At 45.6% G+C, this 23879-nt stretch carries 21 protein-coding genes, 1 tRNA gene, 1 rRNA gene and 1 riboswitch; of the genes, 4 read left to right on the top strand and 19 right to left on the bottom strand.

Annotated features, from left to right (window positions below; all coding sequences use genetic code 11):
• Nucleotides 1-140: 140 nt before the first annotated feature.
• From LPY66_RS07545 to LPY66_RS07525, 5 genes are all read right to left on the bottom strand, one after another.
• Nucleotides 141-216, bottom strand: a tRNA-Ala gene (locus LPY66_RS07545).
• A 170-nt stretch (nt 217-386) separates the two neighbouring features.
• Nucleotides 387-2126, bottom strand: a 16S ribosomal RNA gene (locus LPY66_RS07540).
• Nucleotides 2127-2487: 361 nt separating this feature from the next.
• The gene (locus LPY66_RS07535) at nt 2488-3111 is read right to left on the bottom strand and encodes a class D sortase (RefSeq protein ID WP_337987467.1); all 624 of its coding nucleotides are present in this window, start codon (nt 3109-3111) and stop codon (nt 2488-2490) included.
• 93 nt (nt 3112-3204) lie between these two features.
• Nucleotides 3205-3939 (bottom strand): LPXTG cell wall anchor domain-containing protein, encoded by a 735-nt coding sequence (locus LPY66_RS07530; RefSeq protein WP_337987466.1) that lies wholly within the window; start codon nt 3937-3939, stop codon nt 3205-3207.
• Between the two features lie 135 nt (nt 3940-4074).
• Nucleotides 4075-5106, bottom strand: a complete 1032-nt coding sequence (locus LPY66_RS07525; protein WP_337987465.1) for a DUF5305 family protein — start codon at nt 5104-5106, stop codon at nt 4075-4077.
• Between the two features lie 272 nt (nt 5107-5378).
• Between LPY66_RS07525 and LPY66_RS07520 the strand changes: the two genes are divergently transcribed.
• Nucleotides 5379-6050: a hypothetical protein gene (locus tag LPY66_RS07520; RefSeq protein WP_337987464.1), complete on the top strand. Its 672-nt coding sequence runs from the start codon at nt 5379-5381 to the stop codon at nt 6048-6050.
• 280 nt (nt 6051-6330) lie between these two features.
• Here LPY66_RS07520 and LPY66_RS07515 read toward each other — a convergent pair whose 3' ends face one another.
• From LPY66_RS07515 to pstC, 11 genes are all read right to left on the bottom strand, one after another.
• On the bottom strand, nt 6331-7359 hold the full coding sequence (locus LPY66_RS07515; protein WP_337987463.1) for a signal peptidase I: 1029 nt from the start codon (nt 7357-7359) through the stop codon (nt 6331-6333).
• A 173-nt stretch (nt 7360-7532) separates the two neighbouring features.
• Nucleotides 7533-7940 carry a hypothetical protein gene (locus tag LPY66_RS07510; protein WP_337987462.1) on the bottom strand — a complete coding sequence of 136 codons (408 nt, stop codon included), beginning with the start codon at nt 7938-7940 and terminating at the stop codon, nt 7533-7535.
• A 29-nt stretch (nt 7941-7969) separates the two neighbouring features.
• Nucleotides 7970-8518 (bottom strand): hypothetical protein, encoded by a 549-nt coding sequence (locus tag LPY66_RS07505; RefSeq protein WP_337987461.1) that lies wholly within the window; start codon nt 8516-8518, stop codon nt 7970-7972.
• Between the two features lie 18 nt (nt 8519-8536).
• Nucleotides 8537-9160, bottom strand: coding sequence for a response regulator (locus tag LPY66_RS07500; RefSeq protein ID WP_337987460.1), 624 nt, complete (start codon nt 9158-9160; stop codon nt 8537-8539).
• Nucleotides 9157-10887, bottom strand: a complete 1731-nt coding sequence (locus LPY66_RS07495) for a sensor histidine kinase (RefSeq protein WP_337987459.1) — start codon at nt 10885-10887, stop codon at nt 9157-9159. The genes LPY66_RS07500 and LPY66_RS07495 overlap by 4 nt, the downstream gene beginning before the upstream one ends.
• A 67-nt stretch (nt 10888-10954) precedes the next feature.
• Nucleotides 10955-11038, bottom strand: a riboswitch (cyclic di-GMP riboswitch).
• Between the two features lie 199 nt (nt 11039-11237).
• On the bottom strand, nt 11238-11903 hold the full coding sequence (locus LPY66_RS07490; protein ID WP_337987458.1) for a prepilin peptidase: 666 nt from the start codon (nt 11901-11903) through the stop codon (nt 11238-11240).
• 318 nt (nt 11904-12221) lie between these two features.
• Complete coding sequence (locus tag LPY66_RS07485; protein WP_337987457.1) at nt 12222-13031, bottom strand: phosphate ABC transporter substrate-binding protein; 810 nt, start codon at nt 13029-13031, stop codon at nt 12222-12224.
• A gap of 36 nt (nt 13032-13067) precedes the next feature.
• Nucleotides 13068-13733 carry a phosphate signaling complex protein PhoU gene (phoU, locus tag LPY66_RS07480; RefSeq protein WP_337987456.1) on the bottom strand — a complete coding sequence of 222 codons (666 nt, stop codon included), beginning with the start codon at nt 13731-13733 and terminating at the stop codon, nt 13068-13070.
• A gap of 14 nt (nt 13734-13747) precedes the next feature.
• Entirely contained in the window at nt 13748-14536 is a 789-nt protein-coding gene (gene pstB, locus LPY66_RS07475) for a phosphate ABC transporter ATP-binding protein PstB (protein ID WP_337987455.1), read from the bottom strand.
• A 221-nt stretch (nt 14537-14757) separates the two neighbouring features.
• Complete coding sequence (gene pstA, locus LPY66_RS07470; RefSeq protein ID WP_337987454.1) at nt 14758-15603, bottom strand: phosphate ABC transporter permease PstA; 846 nt, start codon at nt 15601-15603, stop codon at nt 14758-14760.
• Nucleotides 15600-16469, bottom strand: coding sequence for a phosphate ABC transporter permease subunit PstC (gene pstC, locus LPY66_RS07465; protein ID WP_337987453.1), 870 nt, complete (start codon nt 16467-16469; stop codon nt 15600-15602). The genes pstA and pstC overlap by 4 nt, the downstream gene beginning before the upstream one ends.
• Nucleotides 16470-16999: 530 nt before the next feature.
• Between pstC and LPY66_RS07460 the strand changes: the two genes are divergently transcribed.
• Together LPY66_RS07460 and LPY66_RS07455 are read left to right on the top strand one after the other, a co-directional pair.
• On the top strand, nt 17000-18322 hold the full coding sequence (locus LPY66_RS07460) for a PhoH family protein (RefSeq protein WP_337987452.1): 1323 nt from the start codon (nt 17000-17002) through the stop codon (nt 18320-18322).
• 33 nt (nt 18323-18355) lie between these two features.
• Nucleotides 18356-19060, top strand: a complete 705-nt coding sequence (locus tag LPY66_RS07455; RefSeq protein WP_337987451.1) for a response regulator transcription factor — start codon at nt 18356-18358, stop codon at nt 19058-19060.
• Between the two features lie 5 nt (nt 19061-19065).
• Here the strand turns inward: LPY66_RS07455 and pnpS are convergent, their stop codons facing one another.
• The 3 genes from pnpS to LPY66_RS07440 form a co-directional block, all read right to left on the bottom strand.
• A complete protein-coding gene (pnpS, locus tag LPY66_RS07450) occupies nt 19066-20835 on the bottom strand; it encodes a two-component system histidine kinase PnpS (RefSeq protein WP_337987450.1) in 1770 nt (589 codons plus the stop codon).
• Nucleotides 20835-21530 (bottom strand): response regulator transcription factor, encoded by a 696-nt coding sequence (locus tag LPY66_RS07445; protein WP_337987449.1) that lies wholly within the window; start codon nt 21528-21530, stop codon nt 20835-20837. Before LPY66_RS07445 ends, pnpS begins: the two co-directional genes overlap by 1 nt.
• A 202-nt stretch (nt 21531-21732) precedes the next feature.
• On the bottom strand, nt 21733-21966 hold the full coding sequence (locus LPY66_RS07440) for a DUF5652 family protein (protein ID WP_337987448.1): 234 nt from the start codon (nt 21964-21966) through the stop codon (nt 21733-21735).
• A 410-nt stretch (nt 21967-22376) separates the two neighbouring features.
• On the opposite strand from LPY66_RS07440, the gene ppx reads away from it, so the two are divergent.
• The gene (gene ppx / locus LPY66_RS07435; protein WP_337987447.1) at nt 22377-23879 is read left to right on the top strand and encodes an exopolyphosphatase; all 1503 of its coding nucleotides are present in this window, start codon (nt 22377-22379) and stop codon (nt 23877-23879) included.

The raw sequence follows: 23879 nt of genomic DNA, 5'->3' as shown, positions 1-23879 counted from the left end.
ACCTCCGATTTCTCGTGCGCTAAGTTCAATTTCGCCATGGATGGCTTTAGAAATTGAACCTCCGATTTGACTGACCTCAGATAAATCCAAAGTCATGAAAATTCGAGTTTCCCAAGCAAGCTCTGTAAAAAAAAACTTAATGGTGGAGGTAGTCGGGATCGAACCGGCGACCTCTTGAATGCCATTCAAGCGCTCTCCCAGCTGAGCTATACCCCCATGGGTCACTCAAAACCAAACAACAAGAGAAAGGATACTAAACTCGTTTACCTTAAGCCAGTCCAGGTTACCCTGCTTTGCTCAAAGTACCGACCTTGGAGTAGATCCATGATGAGATGAATTTGAAGTACTCAAATCCAATAATCCTCATCCGGATTATTGCTCCCTAGAAAGGAGGTGATCCAGCCGCACCTTCCGATACGGCTACCTTGTTACGACTTCACCCCAATCATCTACCCCACCTTCGACGGCTGGCTCCTTACGGTTACCCCACCGGCTTCGGGTGTTGCAAACTTTCGTGGTGTGACGGGCGGTGTGTACAAGGCCCGGGAACGTATTCACCGCAGTGTGCTGACCTGCGATTACTAGCGATTCCGACTTCATGCAGGCGAGTTGCAGCCTGCAATCCGAACTGAGAACGGCTTTCTCGGATTTGCTTCACCTCGCGGCTTCGCTTCCGTCTGTACCGTCCATTGTAGCACGTGTGTAGCCCAAGACATAAGGGGCATGATGATTTGACGTCATCCCCACCTTCCTCCGGTTTGTCACCGGCAGTCTATCTAGAGTTCTCAGCTTTACCTGTTAGCAACTAAATATAGGGGTTGCGCTCGTTGCGGGACTTAACCCAACATCTCACGACACGAGCTGACGACAACCATGCACCACCTGTCTCATAGTTCCCCGAAGGGCACTCCCTAATCTCTTAAGGATTCTATGGATGTCAAGCCTTGGTAAGGTTCTTCGCGTTGCGTCGAATTAAACCACATGCTCCACCGCTTGTGCGGGCCCCCGTCAATTCCTTTGAGTTTCAACCTTGCGGCCGTACTCCCCAGGCGGAGTGCTTATTGTGTTAACTGCGGCACAGAAGGGGTCGATACCCTCTACACCTAGCACTCATCGTTTACGGCGTGGACTACCAGGGTATCTAATCCTGTTCGCTCCCCACGCTTTCGCGCCTCAGCGTCAGTTACAGTCCAGAAAGTCGCCTTCGCCACTGGTGTTCCTCCACATCTCTACGCATTTCACCGCTACACGTGGAATTCCACTTTCCTCTCCTGTCCTCAAGCCATACAGTTTCCAATGCTTTACGGAGTTAAGCTCCGCACTTTCACATCAGACTTATATAGCCGCCTACGCGCCCTTTACGCCCAATGATTCCGGACAACGCTTGCCCCCTACGTATTACCGCGGCTGCTGGCACGTAGTTAGCCGGGGCTTCCTCGTTAGGTACCGTCAATTAAAGGCATTATTCACACCTCTAAAGTTCTTCCCTAACAACAGTATTTTACAACCCGAAGGCCTTCTTCATACACGCGGCGTTGCTCCGTCAGACTTTCGTCCATTGCGGAAGATTCCCCACTGCTGCCTCCCGTAGGAGTCTGGGCCGTGTCTCAGTCCCAGTGTGGCCGTTTACCCTCTCAGGCCGGCTACTGATCGTCGCCTTGGTAGGCCATTACCCCACCAACTAGCTAATCAGACGCGGGTCCATCCCTAAGCGCTAGCATATTCAGAGGCCAGCTTTACTTCCTCGAAGATGCCTTCAAGGAAAATCATCCGGTATTAGCAGCCGTTTCCAGCTGTTGTCCCGGTCTTAAGGGCAGGTTACCCACGCGTTACTCACCCGTTCGCCACTATCCTCTACCTAACACCCAATGCTCATTGCATGTGTTAGCAAGCTTTATTTGCGTGGTGCGCTCTCTTCGTTCGCTCCCACCTACTAAAAAGTTTTCTTCTGCATTATGTGTCAGTCACTTTTTAATAGCGTGGTGCGCTCTCTTCGTTCGCGCACTCGCTTTAGATGCTTGCTGTTTACACGTAAGCACTCGGTGTTAGGTATCGGACCGTTCGACTTGCATGTGTTAGGCACGCCGCCAGCGTTCGTCCTGAGCCAGGATCAAACTCTCCATAAAAACTATTACGGAGCTTGATTCAGCTCGTTTGTTTACTCAATTATCATTTGACGAGTCTAGCATTTTGTTCTTTTCTTGTTGTTCAGTTTTCAATGACCTGGCGTCTTTCGCGACGGAATCTTATCTTAACAAATTGTCTCATTAAAGTCAACTGCCAATTTTTTCTTCCGCTCGCTCGCCGCTTTCTTCAAGCGCTGGCGGCTTTCTTTTGTGTCACCGCCCCGAGACGCTTTATTATAATATCACGCACCTTTTTCTGTGTCAACAGCAAAATGCGATTTTTTTATACATAATACAATGGTGCATATTTCAATTTCAGAACATTACGGGATTTGACACAAATATGTTTACTCCTGCCCTATCATTGCGTTGAATGAAGTAGTCTTAATTCACCTTTCACAATTAAACGCAGATAGGGCTTCGAACTGTAATCACAGGTTATTAACGTAATTTGCCGTTTCGTTCCATCGTTTTGCAGTACTTCCACGTGATCAGGCTGAACAATCATGCTTTCCGTTACATTATATGTATAGGTCTCTTCATTGGTTGTAACAATGATCTGATCTCCTTTTTTTAGCTCATCCAGCCGGTTAAACAGGACACCATACGTTCGGCTGCGGTGGGCTGCTATACAGTAGTTTCCTATTTCACCAGGTTTTCCGGTTCCAAGGATGCTGGCTGCTGCCAAGTCAAGGTTTCGATCGGTTACTCCGGTTAATACGGGAATTTCCAAGTCGATTTTTTTGATAATCAGCAGAGCTTCCATTTCCTTGGTCAGATCGGGTTGATTAACAGCGTCCGAGTTACTGGGATTTTCCTGTTCATGTTCTTGATCGGTTCCGTCACTCACCTGCAGCAAATTGTCATGCCAATGATTGATCATTTTTTTCTGCTGATATTTCAGATAATAATCATGGGCAGCCGGAAAACCGATAACACTTAACCCAGCGATAATCAATAATACTGCCAATACTTTTTTCCACATGGTTAACCCTTCACTCGCACAAATAGCTGAGTCTACCCCAGCTATTTGTTATTTAAACCCTCAATATTCGCGTTTTCCATTTTGTTGATTTTTCTATTTCTTCTTTCTTATCAGAAGAACTCCCGCCAATAGAACAGCAGAACCTGCTGCGTAATACGGAATAACACTTGCTACGCCCGTTGCCGGCATATTAGGACTTTGTACGCTTTCATCTCCGGGAATATTTATTTGTTCCGTCTCATTCGGTACATCAGGCACCAAAACCGCTTCTTCCTCCGGTGTCATCACATTGATAGTTTGAATCGTGCTGCCGTTGTCATTATTTCCGCCACTGCTGCCTCCTGATGCGTTGATAACAAATTCAAAGCTGAGATCTTGAGATTCAAATTCATTACTGCACTCTATTGGCAGGCCTAATGTCAAATCATACGTATCCGCGGTTCCCGGCACTAATGTCCCCAAGACAATTTTTAGGTCCTTGAGTTTTCCATTATACAGCTCACTGTTCCCTTTCATTATCTTAAAGTCCAAGGCTTGATATAGGATGCTATTCGGGTCGTTTGTAATTACCCGAATATCATAAGTAAATGTCTCCTGACCTTCATTGGTTACAGTCATTGTCGTCGTGTCGCTGCGCCCGGGGGCCAGTCCGGTCGTGTTAAAGAGCTGCCCTTCAGGCGATATGGTTAATCCGTAATCGACGCCGTTGGTCTGGATTCCATAAGCTATCTGGGCCTGTGAGGCTATCAGCGATATCATTGCGACAGCAATGATTGTCACTGCAAAGAAATAACGGACATACCTTAGAATCCCAGCTTTTTTTAGCAACTTGCATCTTCCTTTATCATTTCGATATTATCAGGTTTCTGCACGCCTGATCGCATTATGTATCTATGCACGATTATATCAGGTGATTGACGCGTTGACATACTACTTTGGTACCAATATCTATTGACTTTTATGCTAGTTTTTCAAAAAAAAGCAATAGGTCCATTTTCCGTCTAAGACATAAAACGCAGAAATCCGGCGCATATCATCGCAATGTTTATAAACGATGGGTCTGCCTATTTCATCACTGAATGTCACCAGGTCTTCAAAGGATCGGACTTCAAAGCTCTCCCCCTGAGGAATGATTTCCATATTTAATGCTGCCATTCTGTTCCCGTACTTTTTTAAAATCCCTTTCAATTTTTTCAACAAACGATCCTCGTTCCTGTTGGTTGTATAAAAAATCAAGCCAAGCAAGGCGCTTAAAAAAACAACCATAAGGATAACCGTTATGCTGATTATGGTGCTATTTTTTACCGGCACCTGCGTTACTTCCTGAATCGCTCCGGGTTTATCCTCACTTTTTTTCGATATTTCAAAATAGCTTCCTTTTACAGGCAGTGCAATGGATGACGATATGGATTCATTGACAGATCCTTTTTCGACCAGACTTTGTGTCCGGACAGTCATATAAGCAGTCAATGTGACGTCGGAGTCAATTTTTGTTTCTTCTTTAATCGTACCGGCGAAATCTCTATAATCCTGAAAATTTAGTACAACATTCCGGTCGATTGAAATCTTCTTATCCTTGGTTTCAAAGCTGGTTTGGGGAACCAGCGTAAATTGTTTCTTCCAAATAGAAATACGTTGTTGATTCTGAAGCGTATACCCTTCCATCACCGCCACGATATCATAATTTCCTTTAATCTCAGCTTGGGAATCCCCTATAAACTGATAGGAAAAAGAAGCCGTAATGGCATCGACCAGATTAGATATATATACCTTATCTTCACCTTGGATTACCTGATCAAAAAGATGATTGGGTTTCAGCGAAACTTCATACCCTACATCCAGTTTATTTGTATAGCTATAATACGTCGTTTTCTGCTCTTCCATATCCGGTCTGGTTATTTTCTGATACAGGATAACCGCGGTGGCTAATAATGAACATATTATTACTGCAATCAAAGCCAGTCTTATATTTCGATTGATCGTTTTTTTTCGCATCTGGCACACTCCCACTTGTATTTGCAGGGTAATTCCGTACATCTCAGTATAGCCGTTTATTATTTATTGTTCATGGTACTTTAGTGGAAGAAGACATACTCCTAAAAACCTATATTTTGTTATCCAAAATCACAAAAAACAATTATCCCAATGAGTGGCTAAAAATCCAAGTGAAAAGACTATACTTAGAACTGCAACTCAGATAGGGATTTTCTAAAAGCGCGCTTAGAAGATTTATCGAGTACACAAAAAATAAAAGAGGAGTGTAAAAAATGAAAAAACATAAAATTTTAGTAGCGGCTCTGGCTGTCGCCGTCATGCTCATGGGAGCCGGTTACGCTTATTGGACCCAGACCATCACCATTGCCAACACCGTATCAACAGGCTATTTGGATGTTCAGTTTATCAGTGACAGCGACGGTGATTGGGATGACGGCTATATCGCACATATCCCCGGTGATTTGGTAACCGTTAACAGTGATATCTCCACAGACAAACAGACACTGAGTTTTACTGTCGGGAATTTTTACCCGGGAGCCGGTGCTTATCTGAAATTTGTTGTTAGAAATACCGGTACAGTTCCTGCGAAAATCGCCAACGTTACCGGCACGATTACCGAAAATACCGATCTGGCAAATGCTTTGAACTACAAGTTTGACCAAGTTGTAAGAAAACCATTATATGGTCCGATCACATATCAAGCAATCGATGCCATTGATGCCAACAATGTTTCCGATCTCGCTGCAGGTCTGACTAATGCGCTGAAGAATATTGAAATCCAACCTGGGGAAGAGATCATGCTGACAACACACAACATCTTAATGCCCAATCAAAATGAAGCTCCCGGATATCAGGTTTTAATGCCTTCCAGCATCACCGGCAGCCAGTTTGAAGATGACACTACCAAATTTGATTTAGCATTAAACTTCACGCAAGTCAACTAATCTCTGTTCCGCCCGAATCGCCGGGAAATGTTTTCTATTTCCTCATATTGACAACCTCCGAAGGCGTATGATACGCACAGCGGAGGCTTTTTTTTTGATCGTTAACTTAAAATTCTTGGCGCCGGAACTGTGGCACGCAGACCTAAATTACGCCATAGTAAGGTCGCTTGTACAATACCGGCTTCAAGCGGAGCAGGATTGCGGAGCACGGCTCTGACGGTCACGGATGACCTAATGCCACGGACACCATGGAGGGTATAAGTAGCAGCCGAAGAATCAACTAAAATTCCGGGCTGGTAAAGCTTATCTCTTTATCGCTCTTCATAAGTAAGGTAGGCCAACCAATTTTGGGCACCACCCGAATAACCTCTCCCTTAATATCCTCCGGTTTTACCAGCTGACTGTCAGCTGCATTGTTATTGTCACCTTTTGTCCGGTAACTCTTGGTTCCGTCCTTTGCAATGATTTCTTCAATAATACGGTGCGAGATTAATATTGTTCCTCTTTGAAATTGAATTACCGTTCCAACAGGCATTTTCATCCTGTCAACCGATTTATCAACGATAATCACATCGCCGGGGTCAATCATTGGGATCATGCTGCCCGTAGCGATCACCGAGGGATAAACCGGGAAAACCCCAACTGTAAACCAAATGATACCGATGGAAATCAACGTGGTAATAATCCAGCCCAAGAGGCCTTCTTCGCTCATATATTTACGTTTGCGTACCCTGTTTTCCCTCCGCAAAATGCCTTCCATGGCACAAAGCATGAAAACAGGTGTAAGGATGCCCACTAAGGCAGCAGTGATCCATTTGAGATTGGGCAGTATCGGAGAAAACCACTGGAACACATCCACCATTCCCATAAATATGATTGATGGTACCGGCCCTCCATAAAAAACAAGATAGGTTGCCAGTAAGTTCTTCGTAAGCTCCGGTACAAAAAACTGGGCAATAAACCGTACCAGATCCTCTACGTTCTTTAACTCTGCATACTTGGTAATCGGAAAGACAATAACCGTCATCAATAATGCCACAAGAAAAAAGACCTTATAATTTACCTTTTTCGTCAGACTATTAATGACATAGTGTCTGACCAATTCTTTGCCGAATAAAGCAGAACCGACAACAATCAGGTTCAGCAGTATCCCTTTTGGTGATAAATCATAGGGACTCTTGCCAAAACCGTCCAATAACCCGGCCATTACGTGTACCGCAATCATAATGATGCCAAAGTTAAACGCCCACATACGCAAAGAACCCCAGATTCTTCGCTTACCAGCAGGTCGCACCGCAGGGAGCAGCAATATCAGACCTCCTGCAAGGATCCATAGCAGGGGCCTGAAAACATAATGATACACCGATTGTCCTGTTACTGCCTTAAACAGCGTTTGATCTGTAAGGTAAATAAAAAAAACGAGGCCTACTAATAGAATTAGTCGGCGCTGAAATAATATCTCATTAATCTTTATTTCTTTCATCACTTGGTTTCAAGGGCTCCTGATCCCAAATCACCTGTTAAGAGATCACCTGCTCCGGGATCGCCCGCACCGGGATCGCCTGCACCGGGATCACCTGCTCCGGGATCGCCTGCACCGGGATCGCCTGCACCGGGACCGCCTGCTCCGGGATCGCCTGAACCGGGATCGCCTGTACCGGGATCGCCTGCACCGGGATCGCCTGCTCCGGGATCGCCTGTTCCAATACCTTCAGGTACGTTGCCGGCTTTCGATTTCAGCAGCTCATCGTTCTCCACCTTCTTCTCCGGCTCAGTAACGGTAATGATTCCCTTGATGGTTAAATCCTTTTGCCAGTAGCCATATCCACCAGATGTTAACAGACATCCGGCAATTAAACATAGTGCAACTATCGCTATTTTCCCCTTCATCTTTACAAGCCCCCATCATCGTGATAACGCTAATTTGAAGTCCATTGATCATACGGAATCTTCATTTCAAACTGGTACGTCGTGGACGATTCTTCTTCACTTCCGGTGCTTTCGGCGATCTCGATCTGAATTGTACCGGTTCCCGAACCGTTTTGTTTGAGCAGATATCCTCCGTCGCCCAAGGATACCACCTGATTTCCTTCCACAAAGGACAGTTGGTTTTGGATGATATCCGACGTTTCCGAAGCCTGAGCTAATTTCACAGGAATACTTCCGTTATTAGCGAATTCATATTCCACCGTGCCCAGAAAACCAGGATCAACATTTCCCGCAATGGTCATAGTCGTTTTATCCTGATCGAACGTAACCTGCAAACCGCCGTTTTCTTCCGCCTCTTTATTGTCGGAGGCCGGGTCGCAAAAAGACACATCCAGACTACCGGTTCCAACCTTCGTGGTAATCTCCAATCCATTGGTCCAATAGGCATAACTTACTCCTGACAAACCGAGGGTGAAAATACAGGTAATAAATACGAACGTTCTGACAAATGAATGTCGTTTTTGTGTTTTATAAGCCAAGTCCAATCGCTCCTTTCCTTATCGGCTGTTGCACAACCCGTGGTCTCTGGCATATAACGCCGCCTGTGTCCTATCGGCAAGCTCCAGTTTAGCCAGGATTTGACTGATATGTTTCTTGACGGTGAATTCTGTAATAATTAACTTTTTCGCAATCTCTTTATTACTTAAACCCTCGCTCAGGGTAAGCAGAACATCCAGTTCCCGTGACGTCAATTGGTTGATCGTGTCGTTGGACTGGTTTTTCATCATAAACTCAATGGCTAACGGATCATAATATTTTCTTCCCCGATGGATCAGCCGCATGGCGGAAATGAGTTCTTCCGGGAAAGCCTCTTTTAGAATATAGCCATCTACCCCAATTTGATCCGCATTACGAAAGTCCTCTTTATTGACGGATGACGTCAAGACAACATACTTACATTGCGGCACCATTTCTTTGCATTTTTTTATCACATCCAAACCGGAAGAATCCGCAAGCCTTAAATCAATCAACGCCATATCCGGCTGGAGGGAACGGATGAGCTCGATTGCTTCCTCGGCATTTGAAGCCTCTCCGGCGACTACCATATCGTTTTCAGTTGAGATTACCGCATTTAATCCCTGACGAACGAGCGGATGATCATCGACAATGATTATTTTCATGCTACTACTCCCCTCTCTTCCTTAAAAAAATGAAGAGATCCAATATTTAACGGGAACCGGATGATGAGAGTTGTTCCTATCGTAATTTCACTGCGCAGATCAAACGTCCCATTGAAGGTCTGAGCCAGGATCTGCATGTTATGCAGCCCCAAGCCCTTACTGGTTTTATCCTTGAGGAATTTCTCAACATCAAAGCCATGTCCGTTATCCTGAATCATTAGTTCACACATGTCAATCCGGACCTGAATGTGCAGCTTCAGTTCGCTGCACCACCCGTGCCAGATGGCATTACCGCAGCCTTCCCGGATAATCCGGAACATGGCTTGCTTTAAAGGATAGGACAACAATTCCTCATCACCCTGGAAATCAAAGAGGACCTTGATGTCATTCAGACTGGAAAAATCACAAAGATACTTTTGAATACTTTCTTCAAAAACCCGTTCCCCTCGTTTACGGGTACTCAATCCGTAGATTGAAGTGCGCAATTCCGTACTGACATTCTTGGCCGTTTGTTCCAGCACATTGAGCTGCTGTTCGATATTTTCCCGGTTCATTTTCGGCCAGTTGCTGTTCAGCGCATGTATCCCATAGACAATGCTGAAAAGCAGCTGTGAGACGTTGTCGTGGAGTTCATTGCCGATACGGTTTTGTTCCTCCAGAATCATTAACTGGGACGATATTTTCTCGAAGTGATTCCTTTCCAGAACCATGGTAATAATATCAGCCAAAAATTTGATGAGTTCCTGATACAGATCCGGTTCATTCTTATCAACCAACTTAATGCCAAAATAACCATAAAATCTGGAAACGGATTTCAGCGAAACCAGCAAGTAGTGAACCCCCTGGAAACCAATAACCTGGCGGGCCGGGTTAAGCGCATCCGCTTCATTGGTTGTAAACCATGAAGTAATATGTTCTTTCAGACAGTCTTCATTTGGTTCAAAGACGCTGCCGGTCACCATACTGTCAGGGTCTTCTCCGAAAGGAGCTACCCAGATGAAGGCATACTTTGTTTGCAGAATATCATTGGCCAGTTTCACCAAATGTTTGAGAATATCCCGGGCGTTCTCCCTTGCTGCAAAAACTTCAATAATCCGGTACAAGGACATGATATGTTCCATGGAATTCTTGGCGCTGGCATTGGCCTGTTCCAGTTTGAGGTTCATACCGAGAAGTTCCTCTTTTTGTTTATGGAAAGCCTTAGCCTGATCATCCAGATGCTGAATCATGGTAAACAAGATGCGGATAGCGGCAACAATCAGGACGAATACCAGGATAATGTAACACTTTTCTGTGATCAGGTCCGGAAGTGCCAGACCTTGCGGATTGAACAAAAGCAAGCTGGTCACAGACGCAACGATGAGGTAAAAGACAAGATTAACGAAACAGTAGACCGTTTTGAAAAAAGCACATGTAATGAAAATCGGATTAATGGCATACCAGATAAATGGACTGTCCAATCCCCCGGTGGAAATCATCAGGATGGCGATGACCAGACTTTCGGCAATATTTACCCTCGCGACTGCCACTCTGGATTCACTTTTGAGATACAGACTGTTGATACTGATGGTAATAACCAAAAGAGAAACCACAACGGCAATGCAGTATTTTAGCGTAATTGCAGACGAATCCATCAGGTAGATCATCGAAGTCAAAAACCAGGATATGTATCGGTAACCGGTAATCGCGCGATACTTCGCATTCACTACTTTTTTTACTTCCAGCATGCGATATATTCCCCTCCTGCATAATCATCGCCGCTTCGTCATCCAAAAATAAAAGCACACAGCATCAGATGCCGTGTGCCGGTTTCACTACTCGCTCCATACAGTACAGAGTAACCATTGCATACTGTATATCATCGCATCACACTAAAATTAGTCTCTTATTTTTTTCTACCAGGGAAATGTTTTCATCCTCAACTCAATTATCCAGGTTATCTCGGAAATTTTCAATTACAAACTTTCTCAATTAATTCCAATAATATCCGACAGTTTGACAAAAATCAATCCTTTTTTTAGTAAATGAAACCAAGAGACCATACATAATTATACTTTAGTATACCTTTTAGCGATATTTATCGGATAATGAAATGCCAATACCACTCAATCATCATGTCACCAAAAAGGATGCTGCTCAATATCCCTATGACTAAGAACGGCCCGAACGGTATGGCTGTTTTTAGTTTTCCTTTGCCGGTTAATAAAATGATCACCCCAATGATCCCGCCGATAATGGAGCCCACCAGGAGCGACCACAGCGTCAGCTTCCATCCCATAAAAAATCCTGCGGCTGCCATGAGTTTAATATCACCGACGCCGATCCCGCCGCCGGAAAGGATGTATATGAGCAGTAAAATAACTCCGCCCGCGAAGAAGCCAATGATCTTCTCCCACCAGGAAATATCGTGGTTCAGGAATATGGCCGCAATACCAAGGACCATAATCGCATAAACACTCCAATTGGGGATAAGCATTGTTTTAAAGTCAATAAACGCAACCATCAAAAGAAGCGATATTGTGAGCATCGTACACAGCGCATATAACGATACGCCAAACTTCCAAACTGCAAAACAATAAAGAAGGGCATTGAAGATTTCAACGACTAGCGGTGCCTTAAGCCGTACGTTCTCTTCATCGATGGTCATTTGAATTATCTTTTTGACCAGCCGTCCAATAACCAGTCCAATCACAAACAATACAGCATAAAACAACCATTTATGTTCTACCAAAAAATTTTCCATCCCTTTCCTCCCTGTGACTACATTGAAAAAACAGGAAATCAGACAAAACCATGGATCAGATTGACTTTTCATATGATAATGGAATGAACAACTAACCGTTTGTTTTTCATTTACACTACAATACAATATATTTATGTTACCATAAATACATCGTGGTCAGTATACCTTATGAACTAAAACATACGATTTTGGGAAAAAATCAGCCGCTGACATATGGGTTTTAGAAACCATGTGCAGCGGCAAAACTTTTTTGTAATACCAGTTAATTATTCATGAATTATCTTGACATATGTGATTTCTTACTTTTCCACTTCAACCTTATTTTACCAGAACCAACCCTTCCTGCTCAATAATGCTTTGACCTTCTTCCGATAAAACAAAGTCGATAAAGGTTTTCACTGCACCGGCAGGTTCTCCTTTTGTCAAATACAGAAACGGACGCTGGATTTTGTAGGTTCCGTTAATCACGTTTTCTGCATTCCCCGCCACGCCTTCTACCGTGATCACTTTCACTGTGTCGTCAATGCTGGCCATGGATATATAGCCGATGGCGTTGGCATCGCCGGCCACAGCGGCACGAACCGCACCGGTGGTATTCTGGACCACGGCTTTATCACTGATGGCCGTGTCTTTTCCCATGACCAGTTCTTCAAAGGCGCCCCGTGTGCCGGATCCCGCTTCTCGGGTAACTATATTGATGGCCTGGTCAGCTCCGCCGACTTCTTTCCAATTGGTGATATCGCCGCTATAGATCTTTTTAATTTGCTCCAAGGTCAGATCAGAAACGGTGTTTTGGGGATTGACGGCCACTAAAATACCGTCTTTACAAATCACCGTTTCCGTCAGCCCGGCTTCATCGCTCTTCAGTTCCCGGGAGGATGACCCGATATCAGCTGTGCCTTCCTGAGCGGATTTGATTCCCGCTCCGGAGCCGCCGCCCTGGACATTGACCTTGATATCTTTATTTTTTTCCATAAATGCTTCGGCCAGTGCTTCGGATATCGGCTGCACCGACGTCGATCCCGCAACGGTAATCGTCGCCTGTTGTTGGGCGGTGCCGCTGTTGCCGCAGCCACTGACAGACAGGGCCAGAATCCCGGCAAGAATAAGTATCAATAACTTTTTCATTACTTCATGCATCCTTTCAATACGATTCATTTAGTATTAAAACTGATCATCGTTGAGATCTCTTCTTTTTCCTGTTGCCAGATAGATCGTCCATTCACCCAGGTTGGTTACATGGTCCGCTACTCTTTCCAGCGACAGCGCAACAAGCAGCAGATTGATGCCTTGGGCGATATTTTTTTGATCCTTTTGCATGAGGTGCAAGAGATCTTCATACACCAACGCGTAAAGCCTGTCGACTTCCTTCTCTTTAATAATAAGACTTTGGGCCAGGTCCAGATCCTTGTTCGTATACGCGGTAATACTGTCTCTCAGCATTTCCCGCGCCAGTTTGGCCATTTTTGGAATATCCACAAGGGGCTTAACCAAAGGTTCATCGCTCAACTTCAGGGTTATTTCAGCAATATCGACGGCGTGATCGGCAATCCGTTCCAGATCCGTCACTATTTTCAGTGCCGTGCCTATGGTTCTCAGATCGCCGGCCATGGGCTGCTGCAGTGCCAGCATCGTTAAACATTTGTCTTCAATATCCAACTGAAAATGGTCCACCGTGTCGTCATCGGCGATGACTTTTTCGGCCAATTGCAAGTCTCGTTCTTCCAAAGATTTAACTGCGGAGGAAATAACGCTCTCCACCAGGTTCCCCATCATTAAGACATCATGGCTCAGTTCCTCCAAAGACGATGCAAACGAATTTCGTGTCATACTATTTATCCTCCTTATCCGAATCTGCCGGTAACATAATCTTCTGTTCTCTTATCCCGGGGTTGGGTAAACAGCTCTTTGGTAACCCCGTATTCGATCATATCCCCAGTCAAGAAAAATGCCGTATAGTCCGATATTCTGGCGGCCTGCTGCATATTATGGGTAACGATAATAATCGTGTATTGCTCTTTGAGGTCCAGAATCAGGTCCTCGAGTTTAGCCGTTGAGATGGGGTCCAAGGCAGAAGCCGGTTCATCCATCAGCAAGACCTCCGGCTGAACAGCCAGTACCCTGGCGATGACCAGCCGCTGCTGCTGTCCTCCGGATAACTGCAGACCGGATCGGTTCAAGCGGTCTTTGACTTCATCCCATAGTGCGGCTTCCCTTAAACTTCTTTCAACGATCTCATTCAGTTTCTGTTTATCCTTCAACCCATGCGCCCGGGGCCCATAAGCAACATTGTCATAGATTGACATGGGAAATGGATTCGGTTTTTGAAAAACCATACCGATCCGTTTGCGCAAGGTAACGGGATCAATCTCCGATGAATTAATATCTTTAGCATCGAGATAGACATTTCCTTTGACCACCGCACCCTCAACCAAATCATTCATCCGATTCAGGGTTTTTAGGAAACTCGATTTTCCACACCCCGAAGGTCCGATCAGTGCGGTCACCTGATTCGCCAGAATCGGGAGACTAATGGCGTGGAGCGCGTGGAAATTTCCGTAGTATAAGTCGAGATCCTTAGTCTCCATTTTATTGCGATGCTCATCTTTAGTTTCTGATTTATTTATCAGCATAGCTGCTGCCCCCTCTCACTCATAGACTAATCCGCTTATTCTCTTCTCATTGACTAATCCTACAATTCTTTTACATTGACTAATCTAATAATTCCTTTGTTGACTAATCCTACTTCTTCCTTCTCATAAACTAATCCCATTGCTCCTTATAACGTATCCCTATTGCTTCCTTCTTTGACTATACTTATGTTTCCTTCTTTGACTATACTTATGTTTCCTTCTCAATGACTGATACTTTTGCTTCCTGCCAGCCTGGCCATGAGTCTGTTTGCCAAGAAATTAATGATGACGATAACAATAATCAACACCGTGGCGCTGGCATAGGCATTTTGGGAGGATATCCCTTCCGAAGCTAAGATATAGAGATGAACGGACAGCGTCCGGGTGGGCTCGAATATCGACGTAGGCAAACCCAGCGAACTTCCGGCAGTCAAAATCACTGCCGCCGTTTCTCCGATGGCTCTCCCGATCCCCAGAATCACTCCCGTCGCAATCCCGGGCAATGCCGAAGGCAGGACCACCTTGAGAATGGTATGCCATTTGGTTGCACCCAGGGCGAGGCTGCCTTCCCGGTACGAATCCGGCACCGTTTTAATGCCCTCTTCCGCAGCTCGGATAATCGTAGGCAGGATCATAAAAGCAAGGGTCAGCGCGCCGGAAAGAATTGACCATCCCATTTTGAGAGTAATAACAAACAGGACAAAGCCAAATAAACCAAAGATGATCGAGGGTACGGCAGCCAATGATTCTGTCGCAAACCGGATGATCTGAACCAACCGGCCTTTCTTGACATATTCCGTCAGAAAGATGGCTGCCCCGACGCCGATGGGCGTGGCCAAAACAACACCCGCAGCCGTCAGATAAACCGTACCAATAATGACGGAAAGAATTCCGCCTTCCTTCCCCATCCTTCTCGGGTTCTGGGAAATAAAATCCCAGCTTAAACCGCTGATCCCGTTGATCAAAATATGCGCGATGATACTTAACAGCACCAAAAGCGTACACCCTGCGAGCAACCAGAGCACTATCCTCGCTATGCGTTCTTCTAATCGGGCTGCTCCCTTCATTGCTGCCACCTTCCTTTCGCACTGAACTGCACGACCAGATTTAAAATCATAATGAAGAGAAACAGAATGATCCCGGTGGCAAACAATGCCTGTTGATGTTCACCGGAAGCATAGCCCATCTCGATGACGATATTGCCGGTAAGCGTTCGGATCGGGTCAAACAGGCTTCCCGGAAGGCGCGTTACATTGCCTGTGACCATAATTACCGCCATGGTTTCGCCGATAGCCCTGGACATGCCCAATACAACGCCGGTAATAATACCGGAGCGGGCTACCGGCAGGGAGATCCACTTAATGGTCTGCCAATAATTTGCCCCTAAGGCATACGAGCCGTCTTTGTATTCCTTGGGTACAGCCCGCAGCGCCGTCTCGGACAGATTCAGGATCGTCGGCAGGATCATGATCGCCAGGATCAGGGATCCGGCCAGGATGCTGAAGCCCGCCCCGCCGAAATGATTGCGGATCAGAGGAACAACCACCGCCATCCCATAAAAACCGTAAACCACCGACGGAATACCGGCAAGCAGTTCAATGGCGGGCCGGATGATTTTTGCGGCTTTCGGCGGAGCGATTTCGGCCATAAAGATAGCTCCGGCTACCCCGAAAGGGACCCCTAACACTAACGCCCCGACGGTCACCAGGATAGACCCGACCACCATCGGCAATATCCCGTAAACACCATGGGTCGGATCCCATTTCATTCCCAGCACAAAATCAAAAAAGCCTGTTTTTTGCAGAACAGGCCATCCCGAAATAATCACGAACACCGCGATTAAGGCAATAATAAAAACGGCGGCGACAGCACTCAGAAGAAGTGCTTTTTCGATTACAATCTCACTTTTTTTCAGGTGCATACTTTTCTGCATGAATTAGTTCTCCTCCGTTAAACTCCTATGAAAACAATACCATTTACGTATTGCATTCACTTTGCGGAATTGTAACGATTTTGTAAATATCCATAGCCTAATACAACGTTCTCTAAATATCATGACAGAAGGATGTAATAATCTGGGCTGGGTCTGCATGCCACATTCCGCTTTCGGCTCTTGCGCCATCCATGAATTTACATTTCTGAAGTTAAAATTCTTTTGCCCTCCTTGGCGAATTTTAACTTAGGTCCATCCATGGACCGTTGCGCTACGCAATCCGTGCTCCGCTTATCGCCGGAACTGTGGCACGCAGACCTGATTTGAGGTGTAAAGAAAATTCAAGAATGCTTTACTAATCTTTCTGCCGCTGCAATAATTCGGTTTATTGTGTTATTATACTCGGTTTCAACGATTCTATTTCATTTAACTGAAGCACGATGAAACGAATATTTGTATAAAAAGTATTTACAATCACGCAATGTTTCCTTAACAATCGGAATGTAGAATACTTATAAGGAGGGAGTTATTTGAAAAAAACATATATACTGGATACGAGTGTTCTGCTTCATGACCCCGAAGCGATCTATAACTTTGAGGAAAACGACCTGATCATTCCTTACGCCGTGCTGGAAGAACTGGAAAATAAGAAAAGGCAGCTCGATGACGTCGGAAGGCTAGCCCGCCAAACGATACGCATATTGGACAACCTCAGGGAAAAAGGAAAGCTCGCCAAAGGCGTTAGCTTGCCCGAAGGGGGAAAACTCAAAATCGAGATCAATCATTGTTCCGGTGAGTCACTGCCACTTCTCTCCGACCCGAGCTTACCCGATAACCGGATTCTTGCTGTTACCTTGAACCTAAGCAAAGAAACAAAGAAACCCGTTATACTTGTAACCAAAGATATCGCCATGCGTGTCAAGGCAGATGCGTTAAACCTTCGGACCCAAGATTATTATAATGATAAGGTATCTCTTAAGCCTGAAAACAGCGACCTTTCGAGAATCACTATCGAGGATCTCGAATTAAGCAAGCTTTATCAAAAGAAAATGATTTTACTCCCCACACCCGTTCTGCCAAACAGCTGCCTGCATGCCGTACTTACAGATGAAAGTGAAATCCCACTACTGGCCTCTGCAGACGGCGAAAGTGCTATCCTAGCCAATCCTCATGACCAAATATCCTGGGGTATCACACCAAAAAACACTGAACAGACATGGGCTTTAGCTTTGCTGAACAACCCGCAAGTCAAGCTGGTGTCATTAATGGGACCGGCAGGAACGGGCAAAACACTGCTTACACTGGCTGCAGCCTTGGAACAAACTGTCCATCAGGAGCGCTACACCCGAATAATCTGCGCACGACCGATTATTCCCTTTGGCAAAGATATCGGTTTTCTGCCAGGCGAAAAAGAACAAAAAGTCCGTCCGTATATGCAGCCGTTTTATGACAATTTGGAATTTCTTATGACGCCTAAGGACAAGATGCAGGAAAAAAATATCGAATCCTATATTGACAGTGCTATTGAATTGTTAAAGAAGAAAAATCTCCTGGAAATCGAGGTATTGACATATATACGAGGCCGAAGCATTCCCAATCAGTTTTTCATTATCGATGAAGCCCAGAATCTTTCCGCACATGAAATTAAGACGATTATCACCCGGGCGGGAGAAGACACAAAAATAGTACTTTGCGGTGATCCGGATCAAATTGACCACCCCTATCTTGATAAACAAAGCAACGGACTGGCTTATGTTGCCTCCCGACTTAAAGGACAGCCTTTTTATGGGCAGGTTTACTTAACCAAAGGAGAACGAAGCGAATTAGCGACACGAGCTTCCTTATTACTATAATCCGGGCCGTGTATCAGCAAGGAAGGAGAACGAATGGCTAGAATACTCATAGTGGAAGATGAAGTCAATATTGCGGAGCTGGTTAAATACAATTTAATCAAATCCGGTTATAGCGCCGACTATGAAGTCAACGGGAATACAGCATATGAGCGTATTCTTGCGGAAAAGCCCGATGCCGTAATTTTGGACCGCATGCTTCCCGAAATGGACGGGCTGGAAATATGCCGTCTATTACGTCAGAATGAGGATACCCGTTTGCTGCCCATTATCATGATTACCGCACGCAGCGAAGAAATCGATCGCATCGTCGGCCTGGAGGTCGGTGCCGATGACTATGTGACTAAACCCTTCAGCGTCAAGGAGCTCGTAGCCAGGGTAAAAGCCCATTTGCGAAGAACGACCTGGATCGAGCAGGAAAGCGCCCAGGAAAATAAGCTTATCCGCGGCGGATTAACCATCTATCCGGAGAAATACGAAGCAAAGCTGGGCGAAAAAATGCTGGATCTGACAACCAAAGAATTTCAGCTCCTTTATTTACTCGCCCAAAATGAAGGGAAATGTATTACAAGAGAACGGATTCTTGATAGTATCTGGGGGTATCAGTATCACGGCGACACCCGGACGGTGGACGTCCACATCCGCCACCTGAGACAGAAAATCGAATTAGAACCGGCCACTATCGCAATAGAGACAATGCGCGGTGTGGGTTACCGGTTTAAAAGCCGGTACGCGCGCTGATTGCATTATCGTTTCGGCAGCGTGAAGTAGAAACGCGAACCGCGGCCGAGGGTACTTTCTACGTTTATCCGTGTTCCGTGGGTCTCCAGAATATGCTTGACAATTGCCAGTCCCAGACCGGTTCCCCCCTGCTTGCGGTTTCGGCCTTTATCCACACGATAGAACCGTTCAAAAATTCGGGGAACGTCATGCTCTGGGATACCCGGACCGGAATCGATCACCTCAAACAGGATTCCTTCGGCTTGTTCGGATACGGCAAGCCTGATTTTTCCTCCTGCGGGAGAATATTTAATTGCATTATCAACTAAATTTGTTACCACCTGATCGACCATCGTGTAATCTCCCCAGGCGGCGGGCAGATTATCAGGAGAGACTATTTCCAGCGTGCTTTGCCGGGCTTCCAGCTGAGGACGGAATTTTTTTGCAACCGAACAAAGCAGCGCGCTGACATCAATCTGCTGCCACTGAATGGGATCCGCAGCGGATTCGATCCGTGATAATTCCAGCAGATCATCAATCAGCAGCCGGAGCCGTTCCGATTCGGTAAGAATGATCCCCACAAATTCCCGGGCCGTATCCGGATCATCCAGTGCGCCGTCAAGCAATGTTTCCGCATATCCTTTCAGGGACGTGACCGGGGTCTTTAATTCGTGGGAGACATTGGCGACGAAATCACTGCGCATCCGTTCCAGTTTGCGAAAATCGGTAATATCGTGCAGAACCACGACGGCGCCGATATCACTGCCATGCTTGCCAAAGATCGGTGTGATGTTAATTTCAATATTTTTTTCCTGGGGGGACAGGATCAATAATTCTTCTTTCACCGCCGTATGCGTTTGCAATGCTTTTTCAATCAGAGAGCTTAATTGATAATTCCCGATGATTTCTACTTGATGGCGGTTGCTGACATTGGCGGAGTCAACCTGTAAAATTTTCATGGCGGCCGGATTAATCAGATCGATTTTTTCATCTTCCTTAAGGAAAATCACGCCGCTGACCATATTGGCAAGCACGGTTTCCAGTTTGCTTTTTCCGGCAGAAACCTCATCAATGGTTTCTTTTAATTGCTCTGCCATTTGGTTTAAGGCCTGGCCAAGTATGCCGATCTCATCCTTTTGGGTCGTATAGGTACGCAGACTGAAATCACCGCCTGCAATCCGTTGGGCTGCTGCGGTCATTTCCTGAATGGGCTTTGTCAGCCGCTGCGACAGTGTGTACCCTAATAAGCCGGCAATGACTGTGGCGATTAATAAACCTGTAATCAGCATGGTCCATAATCGGGACAGCGCGGTGGTTATTTCGGTTATTGGCAGCGCCAAGCGGACAAACCCTTCAATTTCCCCATCCTTCTCCACCGGTAACGCCAGATACATCATGGACGTATTCAGGGTCGCACTTTCGCGCTCAGCAATGCCGACACCTTCACGGATGGCCTGCTGTACTTCCGGCCGGTTGCGGTGATTTTCCATCAGCGCAGGATCCTCCTGTGAATCACCAAGAACAACACCGTCAGCATCGATCAGTGTGACCCGGGTGTTTGTCACCTTTCCCAGGTCATTGGCCATGCTCCCCAAGCCCGCAGCCATTGAAGCCGTGCCGAATTCGCCCTCAACCATTTCCCGGATCAGCTTGGCTTCAGCCAGCAGTTTATCCTGCAAGTTATCCATAAAATACTTATCCAGCACCGTGATCAGGTATATGCCCGAGGCCAGCACGGACAATACCACCAGTGTGATAAAGCCTAATGAAAATTTCATTTTCAGACTTTTCAACATTAATGACGCTCCTTAAAGCGGTAGCCGACACCGCGAACGGTCTGAATGTACGTTGGATTTTTGGGATCGGGTTCAATTTTTTCCCGAAGCCGGCTGACGTGGACATCGACGATTCGAGTATCTCCGGCAAAATCGTAATTCCAAACCCGGTCCAGAAGTTGATCCCTGCTGACAACTTTTCCTTTATTGCGGATCAGAAACTCAAGCAGTTCAAATTCTTTCGGTGTGAGCGGTACGGTCTGATTATCCACCTTGATTTCACGAGCGGAAAAATCCACAGACAGCCCGCCGATCGTAAAGATATCATGGTCCAGTGTATCCCGCAGGTTCTGTGTCCGACGCAGCAAGGCACGGACCCGGGCAATCAATTCTCTGGGACTGAAGGGTTTCGTCAAGTAGTCGTCTCCGCCCAGCTCCAGGCCGAGAACCCGGTCGACCTCATCCGCCCGCGCGGATAGCATGATCACCGGAAGTGCGCTGTTCTCTCTTCGGACAGTTTGACAAATTTCATAACCATCTATCCCCGGAAGCATAATATCCAGAATAAGCAGGTCCGGTTTTTCCGACCTGATTTTAGCGAGGCCATTGATGCCATCCGCTGAAACGGTTACGTCATATCCTTCCTTCTTCAGATTATAACTGATCAGCCGGCTTATCGCCTCTTCATCTTCCACGACCAGAATTTTCTTGCTCATGGTGTCCTCCTCTGCTGAACCTCTGTTTCCCGGGGTTGGAAATAATTCTCAAGCCTATTGGAATAATTTATAAGGCTATTATATACCATAAATTCAATTATTTCATCATGGATACCGGCATGACGGGAATAAGCTGGCCGTTGCACATAAGTATAACAATAATGTGCAACGGCCTCTTTATGGAACCATATGATGTTTTGTGTTAACAGCATTGGTCGTCATTTTCTGTTTCGTCTATTTCTCTTCTGAAGAAAACAACATAAATAATTTCCAGGATGCTGACGGTATTCGCCAAAAAAAGAACGATAAACCAAGCTAACTGTCCGCAGCGGGCCGCATACCACAGGGCGATGCCTTTCCAGAGAAGCGCCCAGGCAATGGCCATATAGATCAGGTAGCTATAGGGCTGCAGCAACAACTGGCTGATAGCTTCCATCTGAATCACCTGCTTTCAAGTCAATGCTACCTTGCAAATATGAAATCGGCATTACGAAATTGTAACAATTGTGTTAAGATCCCGCAGAATTGAAGCTTATAGAAAAAGGCGGAATCGCTACTACTCTCGTAGTTTCGCGACACCGCCGTTTCCCTGGTATATATGAGAAGTTGATAGGGGTAACTTTAACAAAAAAGAATTGATCGCTTTCTGATGTTAAGGATAGCATAGTCATGTTAATTCCAAAGGCACATAATATTAACTTCGTGTAAATATTAATTCCTTCCTTATGAACGCATCATTTGAAAGAGAAGCTTAACATCTCATTAACATCCTATTAACACTGCCTTAACACAGATAACGTATAATTATGTCAAAAATACTATTATAGGAAGAATACGAGGATCACCATGCGCAGATATGCCATAATCGATATCGGGTCCAATTCCATGCATTTACTCATCGTCCAAATTGAAGAGGACGGATCTTATAAAATTATTGACGAACTTAAGGAAACCGTGCGTCTCGGCGAAAAAGCCAACGGGGCGAACCGGATAAGCATGCTTAAAATGGCTTACGCTTTGGATACCCTCAGCTTCTTTAACGATTTATGCCAGGCACTCCAAGTGGATGAGATCATAACGGTAGCCACCGAAGCGGTTCGCAAAGCCGTTAACAAGCATGAATTTATCACCAAAGCGAAAGAAGATATCGGTCTGGATATCCGGATCATATCCGGTGAAGAAGAGTCCTACTACGGTTATTTTGGCGTCATTAATACGCTGGATTTAGCGGACGGTCTGATTATGGACATCGGCGGAGGAAGCACGGAACTGGTACTATTCAGAAATAAACAGCTTGAGCAAGCAGTCAGTCTTCCTTTCGGTACGCTTACGCTTACTCAGAGGTTTGGTCTCAATGGGAAAATAAATGATTCGACAAAAATGAATCTCCACACCTTTTTGAATGACCATTTTCAAAAAATCAATTGGGTTTCCGGCGATTGGCCTTTAATCGGGATCGGCGGTTCTTTTCGCAATCTCGGCAAAATTGACCGCAGGCAAAAGAAATATCCACTGGAGATTACTCATAATTATCCAATGGATGCGGCTACCGTATGGAAGAACTATGATTCATTCGCACAACTGTCGTTAGAACAGCGCTCCAAAGTCAAAGGCTTGTCTAAAGAACGTGCCGATATCTTTTTCGCTGCCTTGGCCGAAATGACCGTTTTATTAGAAGTGAGCGGAGTTAAAGAGCTCTTTATCAGCGGGTCCGGCCTGAGAGAGGGCCTTTTCTATGAGCGCCTGCTTACTTCCCGAGAACCTTTGCCAAATATCCTGGATCATTCTCTACAAAACATAATGGCCCATCACCATGTGGATCTGTCTCATGCCCAGCAGGTCTGGAAGCTTTGCAGCGGGCTGTTCGAATGTCTGCATGATGAACTGGCTTGCGGGATAAACCTGAAAAACGTTCTTAAAACAGCCGCACTGCTCCATGATTGCGGTATCACTATTAATTACTATAACCACCACATGCACTCATTCTACAGCATCCTGAACAGCCGTATTAATGGCTTGAGCCATAAAGAGCTGATTATGGCTGCTTTGACTGCTTCCATGCACCGTAAAGACGAGGTCAGAATTGCCGCTCCATACCAATCCATATTAAGCGACACCGAAATAGCTGCCGTGCAAAAGCTGGGGGTATTGCTCCGGATTGCGGAGAATCTTGATCGCAGACATAACAGCAATATCACAGAAATCCGCTGTGAATATGACCATTCTCAGGTAACGATCACCGTTATTGCTGGAACAAACGCCAATTTTGAAATCACCAACGCCTTAAATGCCGCACCTGCCTTTAAGAAACACTTCAACCGTGAGTTAATAATGGATGAAATATCCTGA

The organism is Dehalobacter sp. DCM, from assembly GCF_024972775.1.
Lineage (GTDB): Bacteria > Bacillota > Desulfitobacteriia > Desulfitobacteriales > Syntrophobotulaceae > Dehalobacter.
This window is presented reverse-complemented; position numbering and strand designations above follow the sequence as displayed.

Excerpts from the sequence above, each read along its gene's own strand:
- LPY66_RS07535 (WP_337987467.1), bottom strand. The coding sequence starts at position 3,111 with ATGTGGAAAAAAGTATTGGCAGTATTATTGATTATCGCTGGGTTAAGT.
- LPY66_RS07525 (WP_337987465.1), bottom strand. The coding sequence starts at position 5,106 with ATGCGAAAAAAAACGATCAATCGAAATATAAGACTGGCTTTGATTGCA.
- LPY66_RS07520 (WP_337987464.1), top strand. The coding sequence starts at position 5,379 with ATGAAAAAACATAAAATTTTAGTAGCGGCTCTGGCTGTCGCCGTCATG.
- LPY66_RS07510 (WP_337987462.1), bottom strand. The coding sequence starts at position 7,940 with ATGAAGGGGAAAATAGCGATAGTTGCACTATGTTTAATTGCCGGATGT.
- LPY66_RS07500 (WP_337987460.1), bottom strand. The coding sequence starts at position 9,160 with ATGAAAATAATCATTGTCGATGATCATCCGCTCGTTCGTCAGGGATTA.
- LPY66_RS07495 (WP_337987459.1), bottom strand. The coding sequence starts at position 10,887 with ATGCTGGAAGTAAAAAAAGTAGTGAATGCGAAGTATCGCGCGATTACC.
- LPY66_RS07490 (WP_337987458.1), bottom strand. The coding sequence starts at position 11,903 with ATGGAAAATTTTTTGGTAGAACATAAATGGTTGTTTTATGCTGTATTG.
- LPY66_RS07485 (WP_337987457.1), bottom strand. The coding sequence starts at position 13,031 with ATGAAAAAGTTATTGATACTTATTCTTGCCGGGATTCTGGCCCTGTCT.
- phoU (WP_337987456.1), bottom strand. The coding sequence starts at position 13,733 with ATGACACGAAATTCGTTTGCATCGTCTTTGGAGGAACTGAGCCATGAT.
- pstB (WP_337987455.1), bottom strand. The coding sequence starts at position 14,536 with ATGCTGATAAATAAATCAGAAACTAAAGATGAGCATCGCAATAAAATG.
- pstA (WP_337987454.1), bottom strand. The coding sequence starts at position 15,603 with ATGAAGGGAGCAGCCCGATTAGAAGAACGCATAGCGAGGATAGTGCTC.
- pstC (WP_337987453.1), bottom strand. The coding sequence starts at position 16,469 with ATGCAGAAAAGTATGCACCTGAAAAAAAGTGAGATTGTAATCGAAAAA.
- LPY66_RS07455 (WP_337987451.1), top strand. The coding sequence starts at position 18,356 with ATGGCTAGAATACTCATAGTGGAAGATGAAGTCAATATTGCGGAGCTG.
- pnpS (WP_337987450.1), bottom strand. The coding sequence starts at position 20,835 with ATGTTGAAAAGTCTGAAAATGAAATTTTCATTAGGCTTTATCACACTG.
- LPY66_RS07445 (WP_337987449.1), bottom strand. The coding sequence starts at position 21,530 with ATGAGCAAGAAAATTCTGGTCGTGGAAGATGAAGAGGCGATAAGCCGG.
- LPY66_RS07440 (WP_337987448.1), bottom strand. The coding sequence starts at position 21,966 with ATGGAAGCTATCAGCCAGTTGTTGCTGCAGCCCTATAGCTACCTGATC.
- ppx (WP_337987447.1), top strand. The coding sequence starts at position 22,377 with ATGCGCAGATATGCCATAATCGATATCGGGTCCAATTCCATGCATTTA.